12 protein-coding genes are annotated in these 14725 nt (G+C 62.8%); 10 read left to right on the forward strand and 2 right to left on the reverse strand.

The features are described 5' to 3' along the window. From D8Z78_RS24555 to D8Z78_RS07800, 4 genes are all read left to right on the forward strand, one after another. Positions 1–1213 (forward strand): site-specific integrase (locus tag D8Z78_RS24555; RefSeq protein WP_164932916.1); only part of this gene is annotated, 1213 nt, incomplete at its 5' end. A gap of 57 nt (positions 1214–1270) precedes the next feature. After that, on the forward strand, positions 1271–2050 hold the full coding sequence (locus D8Z78_RS07790) for an MBL fold metallo-hydrolase (protein WP_121629856.1): 780 nt from the start codon (positions 1271–1273) through the stop codon (positions 2048–2050). Beyond that, positions 2047–3216, forward strand: a complete 1170-nt coding sequence (locus D8Z78_RS07795; RefSeq protein ID WP_121629855.1) for an RsmB/NOP family class I SAM-dependent RNA methyltransferase — start codon at positions 2047–2049, stop codon at positions 3214–3216. Before D8Z78_RS07790 ends, D8Z78_RS07795 begins: the two co-directional genes overlap by 4 nt. A 109-nt stretch (positions 3217–3325) precedes the next feature. Then, positions 3326–5605 (forward strand): hybrid sensor histidine kinase/response regulator, encoded by a 2280-nt coding sequence (locus tag D8Z78_RS07800; RefSeq protein ID WP_121629854.1) that lies wholly within the window; start codon positions 3326–3328, stop codon positions 5603–5605. A gap of 43 nt (positions 5606–5648) precedes the next feature. Here D8Z78_RS07800 and D8Z78_RS07805 read toward each other — a convergent pair whose 3' ends face one another. Continuing rightward, positions 5649–6242, reverse strand: a complete 594-nt coding sequence (locus D8Z78_RS07805; RefSeq protein WP_121629853.1) for a gamma-glutamyl kinase — start codon at positions 6240–6242, stop codon at positions 5649–5651. 172 nt (positions 6243–6414) lie between these two features. Between D8Z78_RS07805 and recA the strand changes: the two genes are divergently transcribed. The 5 genes from recA to D8Z78_RS07830 all read left to right on the forward strand — a co-directional run bounded on the left by recA (position 6415) and on the right by D8Z78_RS07830 (position 11794). Then, the gene (gene recA, locus D8Z78_RS07810) at positions 6415–7488 is read left to right on the forward strand and encodes a recombinase RecA (protein ID WP_121629883.1); all 1074 of its coding nucleotides are present in this window, start codon (positions 6415–6417) and stop codon (positions 7486–7488) included. Between the two features lie 200 nt (positions 7489–7688). Further along, complete coding sequence (gene alaS, locus D8Z78_RS07815) at positions 7689–10361, forward strand: alanine--tRNA ligase (RefSeq protein WP_121629852.1); 2673 nt, start codon at positions 7689–7691, stop codon at positions 10359–10361. 57 nt (positions 10362–10418) lie between these two features. Beyond that, entirely contained in the window at positions 10419–10706 is a 288-nt protein-coding gene (locus tag D8Z78_RS07820; protein ID WP_121629851.1) for a DUF1330 domain-containing protein, read from the forward strand. A gap of 44 nt (positions 10707–10750) precedes the next feature. Beyond that, complete coding sequence (locus D8Z78_RS07825) at positions 10751–11170, forward strand: MOSC domain-containing protein (protein WP_420824308.1); 420 nt, start codon at positions 10751–10753, stop codon at positions 11168–11170. A gap of 354 nt (positions 11171–11524) precedes the next feature. Continuing rightward, positions 11525–11794, forward strand: coding sequence for a hypothetical protein (locus D8Z78_RS07830; RefSeq protein WP_121629849.1), 270 nt, complete (start codon positions 11525–11527; stop codon positions 11792–11794). A 150-nt stretch (positions 11795–11944) separates the two neighbouring features. Here the strand turns inward: D8Z78_RS07830 and typA are convergent, their stop codons facing one another. Continuing rightward, the gene (typA, locus tag D8Z78_RS07835; RefSeq protein WP_121629848.1) at positions 11945–13762 is read right to left on the reverse strand and encodes a translational GTPase TypA; all 1818 of its coding nucleotides are present in this window, start codon (positions 13760–13762) and stop codon (positions 11945–11947) included. A 332-nt stretch (positions 13763–14094) separates the two neighbouring features. Between typA and D8Z78_RS07840 the strand changes: the two genes are divergently transcribed. After that, complete coding sequence (locus D8Z78_RS07840) at positions 14095–14673, forward strand: outer membrane protein (protein WP_121629847.1); 579 nt, start codon at positions 14095–14097, stop codon at positions 14671–14673. Positions 14674–14725 lie beyond the last annotated feature (52 nt).

Below are 14725 nucleotides of genomic sequence, written 5' to 3' on the forward strand. Positions count from 1 at the left end.
CGTTTCAGTCCCATGGTTCGTCTCCTTTGCTGCAATAAATGCTATCAAAGGAGCGGCATCAAACCGCGACACGTCCAAGCCGACGTTTGAAGAGTTGTGGCATTTCTACAAGCGTGAAAAGAAGCCGACTCTCTCCTTGGGGCGCCAGCGACGTTTGGACGAACTTTACAAGCTCTATTTCAAACCTATGCTTGCAAAAGTCCCCGCGAGCCAACTGCCGGATGCGATCCGCGCGATGCGCGATCGTATGATCGGCGATGAAGTTAAAAAAATACCTCCGTGGCTTGGGGACAATCGCGACGAGAAGCAGGGCGCAAGAACCGAACCGCTCTCGCGCAACACTATCAAGGACATCGTCGATATCGCTGCGGCGACCCTCAACTTTCTTATTGACGAACGTATCGTCGTTGGCCCGAGCCCAGTTCCGGCGATCCGGGTTCCTGGGACGACCGCGCCAATTGATAGGACACCGAAGGGTCGGCACCTTACCTTCGAAGAAATCGGCAAGCTGATCCACGCGTGTAAATGTCGGCATCATCTCCACATGATGTTGCTTGAGCTTGGCTGCGCCAGCAGAAGCGGTGTCTTTACTCAAATGCGCATCGACCAAGTTCTTTGGGATTTCGATGCTATCGACACGCTTCCCAGCGGGCAGCTTCAAACTCGGAAGGTGAAGCCCGTCATCCCGGTGACGGGTCCCATGTTTTGGGTCGTGCCGGAGGCGGTGTCTTCTGCCGGACCTGACCTGCATCTCATTCACTACCGATCTCAAGGGCTCACTGGCCGCAACGGAACGCAGATCATTCACCGCATTGCAAAGCGCGCCCTTGGCGAGGAGAAAGCAAAGCGTGTGAACTGGTACTCTTTCCGGCACACACTCATTGACTGGCTTGAGATGCGAGTGCCAGCGAGGAGCCTTTCCATGGCTGTTGGTCATATTTCCGTCTTTGACAGCAAAGAGCGGCGGCAGTTTCGGCAAAATGACGGAAGCCGTACAACGCTGATATATTTGCGCAGAAGCTCGCGCATCTCGACCCGGTTCGGAAAGCACTTGAAGAAGAATGGTGGCCAGAAGTACAGAAGCATTGCGCAATCGACCTTCGATTGGACGACACAAAGGTCCAAGATGAATGGGCGGCAGCAGCAGCATTGGGAAAAAGTAGATGCAGGGCAGGTGCAAGTGTTCTGTAAGTTATTGAAAAGGAATACTTGATATGGGCGTGCACGACGTGCAGATCACGCGCGAGTCCCCCAACTACCGGATCGGCTGATGCGGGGCGTGGATCGCTACACCGTTGGTGAGGTCGAGGTTCTTTGCCTCACCGACGGCGAGACCGTGTTCGGCCCGGAGGTCTTTCCCGCGCTGGACACGGCCACCTGTGACGCGCGGCTGGAGCGCGCCGGGCTGGATGGCATCGCGTCGGAATTCAACGCTTATGTGCTGCGCCATGCGGGCGGGATCGACCTTGTCGATACCGGCTGTGGGACGCAGTTCGGCCCCAAAGCCGGGCGTCTGGCGGCGCTTCTGGCCGAATTGGAGATCGCGCCGGGCGATATTGCCCGCATCATCCATACCCATCTGCATCGCGACCATGTGGGCGGCAGCTTTGACGGCAACCGGCTGGTCTTTCCGCAGGCGCAGGTGCTGATGCACCGTCTTGAGGCGGTGCAATGGCGTGACACCGACGGCCCCGGCGCGCAGGTCATCGACCGGGCGAACAGGCTCAGCCTGTTCGAGGACGGCGCCGATCTGGGCCATGGCATCACGCTATGGCACCTGCCGGGCCATACGAATGGCCATTGCGGGTTGAAGATCGGCAATTTGCGTCTGGTGGGCGACATCGTCCATTCGGAGGCGCTGCAACTGCCCGATCCGTCGCTGTCGCCGATGTATGACACCGATGGCGCGCAGGCCGCCGAGACGCGCCGCAACGCGCTGGCCGAAATCGCGCGCGACGGGCTGGTCTGGTCGGGCTCGCACATGCTGGGGCCGCAGAAATTCGCGCGGCTGACGGCGGTCGGGGACGGATTCGAGCGGGGCGCGTTGTGACCCCGGCGGCGCGCCTTCAGGCCGCCATCGAGGTGCTGGACCGCGTGATCGCGGGCGACGCCGCCGAGAAGGCCCTGACCAACTGGGCGCGGGGCGCGCGCTATGCCGGGTCAAAGGACCGCGCCGCCGTGCGCGACCACGTCTTTGACGTGCTGCGGATGTGGCGCTCAACCGCGGCCTTGGGCGGCGGAGAGACGGGCCGCGCCCGGGTGCTGGGCCTGCTGCGCGCGCAAGGCATCGCGCCCGAAACCCTGTTCACCGGCGAGGGCCACGCGCCTGCGCCCCTTGCGCCCGACGACGGCACGGGCCATGCCCCCCAAGGCTACGAGGGCTGGGATCTGCCCGACTGGATCGCCGAGCGGCTGGTCGCGGGCCATGGCGACGCCGCTGCCGGGATCGCCGAGGCCCTGCGCCAGCGCGCGCCGGTCTTTCTGCGGGCCAACTTGCTGAAAACAGACGTGGATCATGCCATCGCCACCCTGGCCGAGGCCGGGATCGAGGCGCAGCCGCATCCCCTTGCGCCGACCGCCTTGCAGGTCACCGAAGGCGCCCGCAAGATCGCCAACAGCGCCCCCTTCACGGACGGGCTTGTCGAGTTGCAGGACGCCGCAAGCCAGGCAGTTTGTGCCATGCTTCCCCTGGAACCGGGCCTGCGCGTGCTCGACTATTGCGCCGGGGGTGGCGGCAAGTCGCTGGCCATGGCGGCCCGGACGCGCGGCACGATCGAGGCGCATGACGCCAATCCCCGCCGCATGTCCGATCTGCCCGCCCGCGCCGCGCGCGCCGGGGCCGATATCAAGCCCGTCGACCGCCCTCGCGGCCAGTATGATCTGGTGCTGTGCGATGTTCCCTGCTCCGGGTCCGGGGCGTGGCGTCGGTCGCCCGAAGGCAAATGGCGTCTGAACGCCACGGATCTCGTGACGTTGAGGCAAGTTCAGGCCGACATTCTGGAGACCTGTGCGCAGTTGGTGAGCGCGGACGGCGTGCTCGCCTACGCGACCTGTTCCGTACTTGCCGAGGAAAACGACAACCAGATCAACGCCTTCCTAGGTCGGAACCCGGATTGGTCCGTCACCACCTCGCGGCAATTCCTGCCCGAAGACGGCGGAGACGGCTTTTTCGTGGCCTGCCTCACCCGAAAAGATGCGACGCAACGCAACTATTGAGAGAATCTTTGATTGGGTTAACGTCGCATTAACGGGAATTGCTTCGAATGACGGGGACCGAATCGAGATCGGACCTGGAACCGGACGGGGGAAGAGCGTGGATATCGGAATGCGGCCGAACGCAGAGAGATGGGTGTTTTCACCGGTGGCCGGGGCCGCCTTGCTGCTGATATTCGCCTGCATGTCGCTCGTGGTGTCGGTTATCGTGGATTACCGCGTGGCACAGGTGGCGGCGCTGGCGGCGACCGGCACCTTTGGTGCGATTGCCGTGGGCTGGCTGACCTTCGACATGCTGCAACGCCGCCGCGCGGTGCGCAAACGCGGCCTCGTCGCCGAAATCATCGATCGTGAAACCGCGTTCTGCTTCATCACCGATTCCGAGGGCGAGATTTTCTACGCCAACCAGACTGCGCGGCAGCGCTTTGCGCCCCGTCCGCAGGCGCATCTGGCAGAGGTGCTGCGCGAGATTTTCGCCAGTTCCGAAGGCATCCTTTACCGGCTCTACCAAAAGGCGCTGAGCTCCGGTGCGGCCTCCGAGGACATCACCAGCCATGCCGAAGGCTATCGCGTGCAGGTCCGGGTGTTTTCGCCCCGTCTCGTGCTGTGGCGGTTCGAGGCGGAGATCTCGCGCGGGGCGGTCCCGCGCGAATTGCGCAGCCCGGTCATGTCATTGGGGCGCAACGGCGCAATCCTGTTCCTGAACGCGGCGGCGCGCGAATTGCTGGGCCAGCGGCCCAAGCGGCTCGAAGAGGTGTTCCTCGATCTGCCCCTGCGCAATGGCGGGGTGCATCAGCTGACGGTTGGCGATGGCCGCCAGAAGGTGCTTGTCCAGACCAGCGATATCGGCGGTGGCCGTCTCGAAGTGACGCTTGCGCCCCTGCCGGATCACAGTGAACAGCCCGAGCCGGGCAGCGGGTTCGAGACCTTGCCGGTGCCGCTGATCAAGGTGTCGCCCGACGGGACGATCCTGCGCGCCAATTCCGAGGCGCGCCGGATGCTCAACCTGAGCCGCGAAAAGCCCGGCAACCTTGTCGAGCACATGGAAGGGCTGGGCCGCGCCATCAAGGACTGGCTCAAGGAAGCCGCCGAGGGCCGCGACCTGCACCGCTCCGAATTCCTGCGGCTGACGCGCGAGGATTGCGAGGTCTTCGTGCAGGTCACGCTGAACCGCGTGGTCGAGAATGGCGTGACTGCACTGGTGGCGGTGCTGAACGACGCGACCGAGTTGAAAACGCTCGAGGCGCAATTCGTCCAAAGCCAGAAGATGCAGGCCATCGGCCAGCTTGCGGGCGGGGTCGCGCACGACTTCAACAACCTTTTGACCGCGATTTCAGGCCATTGCGACCTGCTCTTGCTGCGCCACGATCAGGGCGACCCCGATTATGGCGATCTGGTTCAGATCAACCAGAACGCCAATCGCGCGGCAGCTCTGGTCGGGCAATTGCTGGCCTTTTCACGCAAGCAGACCATGCAGCCCGAGGTCATGGACCTGCGCGACACCATGTCGGATCTCGCACATCTGCTGAACCGTCTCGTGGGCGAGAAGGTCCGCCTGACGCTGAAACACGACCCCGTCCTGCCACCGGTGCGCGGCGACCGCCGTCAGTTGGAGCAGGTCATGATGAACCTCGTGGTCAATGCCCGCGACGCCATGCCCGATGGCGGCGAAATCGTCGTGGAAACCGAACGCCGCGTGCTGCGCGAACCGCTGACTCGTGATCGGGCGGTGGTGGCGCCGGGGACTTATGTCTCGGTCCGGATCACCGACGAGGGCACGGGCATCCCCAAGGACAAGCTGCAAAAGGTCTTTGAGCCCTTCTTCACCACGAAGCGCCCGGGCGAGGGCACCGGGCTGGGCCTGTCCACGGTGTACGGCATCGTCAAGCAGACCGGCGGCTTCATCTTTGTCGACAGCGTGGTGGGGCAGGGCACCTGCTTTACGCTGCTGTTCCCTGCGCATGAGGCGCCCGTCGAAAAGGCCGTTCCCACGGAGGTGGCGCCGGCGCGCAAGCTGCCGCAGAAAGGCTCCGGGGTCGTGCTTCTGGTGGAGGACGAAGCACCGGTGCGGGCCTTCGCGGCGCGTGCGCTGCGCTTGCGCGGTTATACCGTGATCGAGGCGGAGACCGCCGAGGATGCGCTGGACAAGCTGGAGGATGCCGACCTGCACGTGGACATCTTCGTGACGGACGTGGTGATGCCCGGCATGGACGGACCGACTTGGGTGCGCAAGGCGCGTGAAACGCGGCCTGACACCAATGTGGTCTTCGTGTCCGGCTATGCCGAGGATGTGTTCGGCGAGGGCAGCGAGGAGATACCGAACTCTGTGTTCCTCGCCAAGCCGTTCTCTCTGTCCGACCTGACTGAAATCGTGCACCAGCAGTTGAACTGAGCCGATCGAATGTGGGATGGGTTAGGACCCATCCTACCCAAGCCTAGACCGCCTTTTCCCAGACGGCGAAATCATCGGCGCATTTCCGGCGCAGTTTGGCTTCGGTCTCGTCCGACAGCGCCAGAGCGGCCTTGGGCGAGACATTGGCGCGCGGCAAGTCGATCTCGACCCCCAGCCTGTCCGACAGGAAATCCAGCAGCCCTGACTGGTTCTCGTATTTGAACAGATGCGTGGCCGAGACACCGTTCGGCCTCGGCTCGATGAACTTCGCCTGCGAGCCGACATTCGCAAATGGCGGTCTCTCGCCTGTCGCGTAGGCTTGGCAGAACGTATCGAAATCCATGCCTTGGGTCGAGGTGGGGCGCCCGGCGAGGAAAGGTCGTTGGCGATAGCGATACCACGACCCCAGCCAGTCGATCGGTTCCCGGATGACCGCCAGGATATCCATGTGCTCGGCCCCCATTTTTTCGTACATGGGTCTGAAGAAACGGTTGTAGCGATAGATCGGCGCGTGTTTGAGCTCGGGCGGGTCGTTGACCACCATCGATGCGTGCGGCGCCAGCGCGCGGGCATAGGCGGATGTCCCCGTCTTGGGCACGGCCAGCATGACAAGCCGTTGTTTCCAGAAAACGAGCATCGCTGACTCCATCTTGCGTCAACACATCTTTAACCCTCCTGCGGCAAGCTGCGAAAGGAAAGATTTGACTTGAACTGTTCACGTTTTGGTCCCATTAAGGTTGGTGAACAAGAGGTGAACAAACCTATTGATTGCCGTGACCATCGGCATGTGGAATAAGGACCCGAACCAAATGGCAACGGCAGATCTCCTTTCTATGAGCAACAAGCGCGACGCGGACAAGCAAAAGGCGCTCGACAGCGCCTTGGCCCAGATCGAACGGCAGTTCGGCAAGGGCTCGATCATGAAACTGGGCGGTGAGAACGCGCTCAAGGATATCGAGTCGACCTCGACTGGCTCTCTGGGCCTCGATATCGCGCTGGGGATCGGCGGTCTGCCCAAGGGGCGGATCATCGAGATCTACGGGCCCGAATCCTCCGGCAAGACCACCCTGACCCTGCATGTGGTTGCGGAGGAACAGAAAAAGGGCGGTGTCTGCGCATTTGTCGATGCCGAACACGCGCTCGACCCGAGCTATGCCAAGAAGCTGGGTGTCAATCTTGACGAACTGCTGATCTCGCAGCCCGACACGGGCGAGCAGGCGCTTGAGATCACCGACACACTGGTGCGGTCCGGCGCGGTCAACCTCGTCGTGGTCGACTCGGTTGCGGCGCTGACGCCAAAATCCGAGCTTGAAGGCGATATGGGCGACAGCAGCGTCGGCGTGCATGCCCGCCTGATGAGCCAGGCCATGCGCAAGCTGACGGCGTCGATCAGCCGGTCCAATTGCATGGTGATCTTCATCAACCAGATCCGCATGAAGATCGGCGTGATGTTCGGCTCGCCCGAAACCACCACCGGCGGCAACGCGCTGAAATTCTACTCCTCCGTCCGTCTCGACATCCGTCGCATCGGCGCGATCAAGGACAAGGACGAAGTCGTGGGCAATCAGACCCGCGTCAAGGTCGTCAAGAACAAGGTGGCGCCGCCCTTCAAGCAGGTTGAATTCGACATCATGTATGGCGAAGGCATCTCGAAGATGGGCGAGCTGCTGGACCTTGGTGTGAAGGCTGGTGTCGTGGACAAGTCCGGCGCGTGGTTCAGCTATGGCGACGAGCGGATCGGGCAGGGGCGTGAGAACGCCAAGAATTACCTGCGCGAGAACACCCGCGTCGCGCTGGAGATCGAGGACAAGATCCGTGCGGCGCACGGTTTGGACTTTCACATGCCGGAAGACGATCCGGATATGGTCGACGACGAGGATTGATCGTCGCATGAGTTTCGGCGCGCTTTGCGCGTCGACCGGGGAGGGGGGCGTTGCCCCCCTCTTGGCCTTCGGCCAATTCACCCCCCAAGGTATTTTTGGACCAAAGAAGAGTTGGCGGGCAGCTGTGCCCCGCACCCTTATGGACAGTGCGTCTGCGGAGCGATACATGAAGCGCAAACCCAAGACTTGAGGGGCGCGTCATGGCCAGCCTGAACGACATTCGTTCCACCTTTCTGAACTACTTCGAAAAGCAGGGACACCAGATCGTGGCGTCCAGCCCGCTTGTCCCGCGCAATGACCCGACGCTGATGTTCGTCAACTCGGGCATGGTGCAGTTCAAGAACTGCTTTACCGGCGTCGAGAAGCGCGACTATGTCCGCGCGACCACCGCGCAGAAATGCGTGCGGGCGGGGGGCAAGCACAACGATCTGGACAATGTGGGTTATACTGCGCGGCACCACACGTTCTTCGAGATGCTGGGCAACTTTTCGTTCGGCGACTATTTCAAGACCGAGGCGATCCCCTTTGCCTGGGAAGTGGTGACGAAAGAATTCGGCATCGACCCCTCGCGGCTGCTGACCACCGTCTATCATACCGATGACGAGGCCTTCGAGATCTGGAAGAAGGTCGGTGTGCCCGAGGATCGGATCATCCGCATCGCGACCTCCGACAATTTCTGGCAGATGGGGCCGACCGGGCCTTGTGGCCCCTGCACCGAGATTTTCTACGATCACGGCGACCACATCTGGGGTGGCCCTCCGGGAAGCCCCGAGGAAGACGGCGATCGCTTCATCGAGATTTGGAACGTTGTTTTCATGCAGAACGAGCAGTTCGAGGACGGCTCGATGAAGGCGCTGGACATGCAGTCGATCGATACCGGCATGGGGCTGGAGCGGATCGGCGCCCTATTGCAGGGCAAGCATGACAACTACGACACCGACCTGATGCGCTCGCTGATCGAGGCCTCGGCCCATGCGACCAGCGTCGACCCGGACGGGCCGGGCAAGATGCATCATCGCGTGATCGCCGACCACCTGCGCTCGACGTCCTTCCTGATTGCCGATGGTGTGATGCCGTCGAACGATGGTCGCGGCTACGTGCTGCGCCGGATCATGCGCCGTGCCATGCGCCACGCGCATCTGCTGGGCGCGACCGATCCCCTGATGCACAAGCTGGTGCCCGCTTTGGTGCGCCAGATGGGTGGCGCCTATCCGGAATTGCAGCGCGGTCAGGCGCTGATCGAAGAGACCTTGATGCTGGAAGAAACCCGCTTCAAGCAGACCTTGGATCGCGGGCTGAAACTGCTGGATGACGAATTGGCGGGCCTGCCCGAGGATGCGGCGCTGCCCGGTGAGGCGGCGTTCAAGCTGTATGACACCTACGGCTTCCCTCTGGACCTGACGCAGGACGCGCTGCGCGAAAAGGGCCGGTCCGTGGACACCGACGGGTTTGATGCCGCCATGGCCGAGCAGAAGGCCAAGGCCCGTGCCGCATGGCAGGGCTCGGGCGAGGCGGCCGATTCCGCCGTCTGGTTCGAACTGGCCGAAAAGCACGGCGCGACCGACTTCCTTGGTTACGACACCGAAACCGCCGAGGGGCAGGTGCTGGCGCTGGTGCGCGACGGGGCCGAGGTTGCGGAACTGAAGGCGGGCGAGACCGGTGTGGTCGTGTTGAACCAGACGCCGTTCTACGGCGAAAGCGGCGGTCAGGTCGGCGACACCGGCTGGCTGCGCCGTCTGGAGAACGAGGATGAGGGGGCCGACGTCACCGACACCCAGAAGATGGGCGGGGGCAAGATCTTTGCCCATGCGGTGAGCGTGACCAATGGCACGATCAAGAAGGGCGACGCGCTGGGGCTGGAGGTCGATCACAAGCGGCGTTCGGCCATTCGTGCCAATCACTCGGCCACCCACCTGCTGCACGAGGCGCTGCGCGGCGCGCTTGGCGACCACGTGGCGCAGCGCGGCTCGCTGAATGCGCCGGATCGCCTGCGGTTCGACTTCAGCCATGGCAAGGCGCTGTCGGCGGAGGAGTTGCAGCGCGTCGAGGACGAGGTGAACACCTATGTCCGCCAGAACACGCCTGTTTCGACCCGGATCATGACGCCCGACGACGCCCGTGCCATCGGCGCTCAGGCGCTGTTCGGCGAGAAATACGGCGACGAGGTGCGCGTGGTGTCGATGGGCCGTCAGACCGGCTCGGGTAAGGGCAACGACGGCCAGACCTATTCGATCGAATTGTGTGGCGGTACGCATGTGGCGGCGACCGGAGATATCGGCGCGTTTGTCCTGCTGGGCGACAGTGCCTCCAGCGCCGGGGTGCGTCGGATAGAGGCGCTGACCGGACCGGGGGCCGAGGCCTATCTGAGGGCGCAGCGCGCGGTCGTGGCGACCCTTGCATCCGAGCTGAAAACCACGCCGGATCAGATGGTTGAGCGCATCAAATCCGAATTGACCAAGGTCAAGGACCTGACCAACGAGGTCGCGACCCTGCGTCGCCAGCTGGCCATGGCTGGGGGCGCGCAGGATGCCACGGGCGGTGAGACGCGCGAGATCGACGGTGTGAAATTCGTGGCGCAGGTGTTGAAGGGCGTGACCGGAAAGGACCTGCCGCCGCTGATCGACGAGCACAAGGCGCGCATCGGCTCGGGCGCGGTGCTGCTGATCGCCGATGGTGACAAGGTTGCCGTGGCCGCCGGTGTCACCGATGATCTGACGGGCCGCGTCAGCGCCGTGGATCTGGTCAAGGCCGCCGTGGCAGAGATGGGGGGCAAGGGCGGCGGTGGCCGTCCCGACATGGCGCAAGGCGGGGCGAAGGATGCCTCCGCTGCCGATGCCGCCATCAAGGCCGCAGAAGCCGTGATCGCCGGCTAAGACCGAGGTCCCGGGTCAGGCCCGGGACAGCGTCACACCATAAGGAAAGGTATCGCCATGCCCGCTCTCTGGATCGCTCATGTCACCGTCACCGATGAAGAAGCCTATGGCAAATATGCCAAGCTTGCCGGGCCGGCCATCGCCGCACATGGCGGCAGTTTCATCGCGCGCGGGGGACGTTACGTGCAACTCGAAGGCAAGGACCGGCCTAGAAACGTCGTGGCGCGCTTTCCCTCGGTGGAGGCGGCTGTCGACTGCTACCACTCCGACGCCTACCAAGAGGCGCTCAGCCATGCGCGCGGCGCGTCCGAACGTGAGCTGCTGGTGGTCGAGACGTCCGAGTGAGGACATTGGCCGATCTGAGGCGCACTTTCCCGCATGCCGGGAAAGTGGAATGGATCGGCCTGCGCTCTGCACGCAAGGAGCGAATGACCGTGGTGGCAGAGGCACAGGTCACGCCTGACGGGTTGCTGGGCGATCACGGGCGGCTTGGCAAACGCGCCGTCACCTTGATACAGGCAGAGCATCTTCCGGTGATTGCGGCCTTGGCCGGGCGGGAGGTGTCGGCGGCAGATTTGCGGCGCAATATCGTGGTGAGCGGGCTCAATCTGACCGCTGCACGCGAATTTGGTTTGCGCATCGGCGATGTTGAACTGTCCTTGACTGTGCCCTGCGCGCCCTGTTCGCGCATGGAAACGGTGTTGGGGGCAGGTGGGTACAATGCCATGCGCGGTCATGGCGGGTGGTGTGCCGAGGTCCTCAGTGGCGGTGTTTTGCCGACCGGGGCGGAAGTTACAGTTCTTCTTTGAAGTGTTCGGCGTAATTTCGCCGCGGGTTTTTCCAAGATCGGCAGGCGCTCGCTTGCCGCTGCAAAGCGGCTTCGGAAAGCGACTGATTCGTGTCATTTTGGGGCTGGCAGGTGCCCGAAGAGGCATAATTTTTTCGATACCAAGAATTGTTTCCGAATTGGAAATATCCACAACCCCTAGTTCGGGGCAAAAGCATTTGGAAACTATGGCAGGACAGGCACAGATTCCCGGTTTTTGGACCAAATTCGGGGTCAAAGGACGATTTTGCCGGTCTAGGTCAGGAATTCCTGTCGCGCCCCCGCGAAAATCTTGGCTAAGCTTCTCTCACCTTCAATTTTTCTTGGGAGAAAGATCATGAAAAAAGTTCTTGCTGGCGCCATCCTTGCCGCGTCGACCCTGGCCGCTCCGGCCTTTGCCTGGGAAGGCAAAGTCGTCGCGTGCTACGACAAAGTCTGGGTTCCGGCCACCTATTCCTACTCCAAGGAGCTGATCATGGCGTCCCACACCGAGTGGGAGTGGCAGGACGGCCAGATGGTGAAGGTGTGGTACCCCGCCGTCTACAAAGAGAGCAAGCACATGAAATCGCCGGGCCACTACATCGCCCGCAAGGCGGCCTGCAAGTAATTTGCATTTTTTCATCTAAGGAGAGGCGCGGGGACTGCCACCCCGCGCCTCTTCGCTTTTCTGGGCACTGGATACGCGCCCGAGACCCGCGCCCAAAGAAAAACGCCCCGTGTCTTGCGACCGGGGCGTTTTCGTTGACCTGTCAGGCGTTTACGGCTGACGCGACATGCGCTTGCGCTCATGCGGATCGAGATACCGCTTGCGCAGACGGATCGCGTTCGGCGTGACCTCGACCAGTTCGTCGTCGTTGATATAGGCGATGGCCTCTTCCAGCGACAGCGTGATCGGCGTGGTCAGGCGCACGGCCTCGTCCGTGCCCGAGGCGCGGACGTTGGTCAGCTTCTTGCCCTTGAGCGGGTTCACTTCGAGATCGTTGTCGCGCGAATGCTCGCCGATGATCATGCCCTGATAGACGGGCGCCTGTGCGCCGATCATCATCTTGCCGCGATCTTCGAGGTTCCACAGCGCATAGGCCACGGCCTCGCCGTTTTCCATCGAGATCAGCACGCCCTGACGACGGCCCGGGATCGGACCCTTGTGCGGGGTCCAGCCATGGAAGACGCGGTTCAGCACGCCGGTGCCGCGCGTGTCGGTCAGGAACTCGCCGTGATAGCCGATCAGACCGCGCGAGGGCACATGGGCGATGATCCGGGTCTTGCCCGCGCCCGAGGGACGCATCTCGACCAGTTCACCCTTGCGATGGCCGGTGATCTTTTCGATCACGGCACCCGAGTATTCGTCATCGACGTCGATGGTGGCCTCTTCGACGGGCTCGTTCATCACGCCGTCGATCTCTTTCATGATGACCTGCGGGCGCGAGATCGACAGTTCAAAGCCCTCGCGGCGCATGTTTTCGATCAGGACGCCCATCTGAAGTTCGCCACGGCCCGACACCTCGAAGGCCTCGCCGCCGGGGGTGTCCTTGATGCGGATCGCGACGTTGGTTTCGGCCTCTTTATACAGGCGGTCCCGGATCACGCGCGATTGCACCTTCTTGCCGTCACGGCCCGCCAGCGGGCTGTCGTTGATGCCGAAGGTGACGGTGATGGTCGGCGGGTCGATCGGCTGGGCTGCCAGCGGCGTGTCCACGGCCAGCGCGCAGATCGTGTCGGCGACGGTCGTTTTGGTCATCCCGGCGATGGAGACGATGTCACCTGCCTCGGCCTCTTCGATGTCCTGCTGTTGCAGACCGCGGAAGGCCTGAATCTTGGTCACGCGGAACTGTTCGATCTTCTGACCGATGCGGCTGATGGACTGCACGGTCTGGCCAACCTTGAGCTTGCCGGATTCGACCCGGCCCGTCAGCATCCGGCCCACGAACGGGTCGGCGCCCAGCGTCACTGCCAGCATGGTGAAGTCGTCATCGCGCTTTTTCACCTGCTTGGGCTGCGGCACGTGGTTGACGATCAACTGGAACAGCGCGTCGAGGTTCTTGCGCGGGCCATCGAGTTCGGCGTCACACCAGCCGGAGCGGCCAGAGGCATAAAGATGCGGGAAGTCCAGCTGGTCCTCGTCGGCGTCGAGGTTCGAGAACAGGTCGAACACTTCGTCCAGCGCGCGGTCGGGTTCCGCGTCGGGCTTGTCGACCTTGTTCAGCACCACGATGGGGCGCAGGCCAAGCGCCAGCGCCTTCGAGGTCACGAACTTGGTCTGCGGCATCGGGCCTTCGGCGGCGTCCACCAGCAGTACCACACCGTCGACCATCGACAGGATGCGTTCCACCTCGGCGCCGAAATCGGCGTGGCCGGGCGTGTCGACGATGTTGATCCGCGTGCCTTTCCATTCGACGCTGGTCGCCTTGGCAAGGATGGTGATCCCGCGCTCGCGTTCCAGATCGTTGCTGTCCATGGCGCGCTCGGCCACGGCCTGGTTGGCGCGGAAGGCGCCGGATTGTTTCAGTAGCTCGTCAACCAGGGTTGTCTTGCCGTGGTCAACGTGGGCGATGATCGCGACATTGCGCAATTCCATGGGTCTCGTCCTTATTTCAGGGGTTGGCAGGCCCCTAGCCGGGTCTGGGTCAAAAGGCCAGAGAAAAACGGGCGATTGGGTGTGGCATGGTCGCACCAGCCCGGGAATGTCTCGGAAAAGGCGGGAACCGGCGGCTGTTCGCCGATCCAACACCGTGCCGGGCAGGGCTTTGAGCCAAGCCCCGCTCATCCGAGCCTCGAGTCCGGAAAACTTCCGCTTATCAAATGCTTGTGAAGTGGAACTTCGCGGCAGAGCCCATAGTTGAGCAGGTATCACGAGGCGCAAAACAAATCAGCGCCAACGGATCAGAGCAGACAGAAAGGACGTGCTCCATGAAACGCATTCTTATTGCGACAGTCGCTTCCCTGACCGCGACCACCGCATTTGCAGGTGGCGCCGACATGCCGCCGCCGGACGCGGTGGTCGTGCAGCCCGCAACACCGGCCCCCGTCAGCTATGGCGGCGACTGGACCGGCTTCTACGGTGGTCTGAGCTATGGCAACCTCGACGCGCAAGCGGGCGGTGCCAGCGACAACGACCAAACTTTTGCCGGCCATATCGGCTATGACTATGACCTCGGCGATTTCGTCGTGGGTGGCGAATACGAATACCAGGATGGCGGCGACGTGAACCTTGCCGGCGTCGATGTCGACAATGTGCAGCGGCTCAAGCTGCGCGGCGGCTATGACTTCGGCCGGACGCTGGTCTATGCAACGGCCGGTGCCGCCCAGATCGACACGTCGATCGGTGATTCCACTGGTGCCGTCGGCGGTGTCGGCGTCGAATACAAGGTCACCGACAACTTCTCTGTCGGGGGCGAGGCGCTTGGCCACAACTTCAACGACATCGGTGGCACCGGGGTCGATGCCCAAGCGCAGACCTTCATGCTGCGCGGCAACTTCCGCTTCTGATCTTGTCCAAGTCGAGATCTACGGCGCGTCCCTTCGGGGGCGCGCTTTTTTC

Origin of the sequence: Tropicibacter alexandrii (genome assembly GCF_003667315.2) — a bacterium.
Lineage (GTDB): Bacteria > Pseudomonadota > Alphaproteobacteria > Rhodobacterales > Rhodobacteraceae > Tropicibacter > Tropicibacter alexandrii.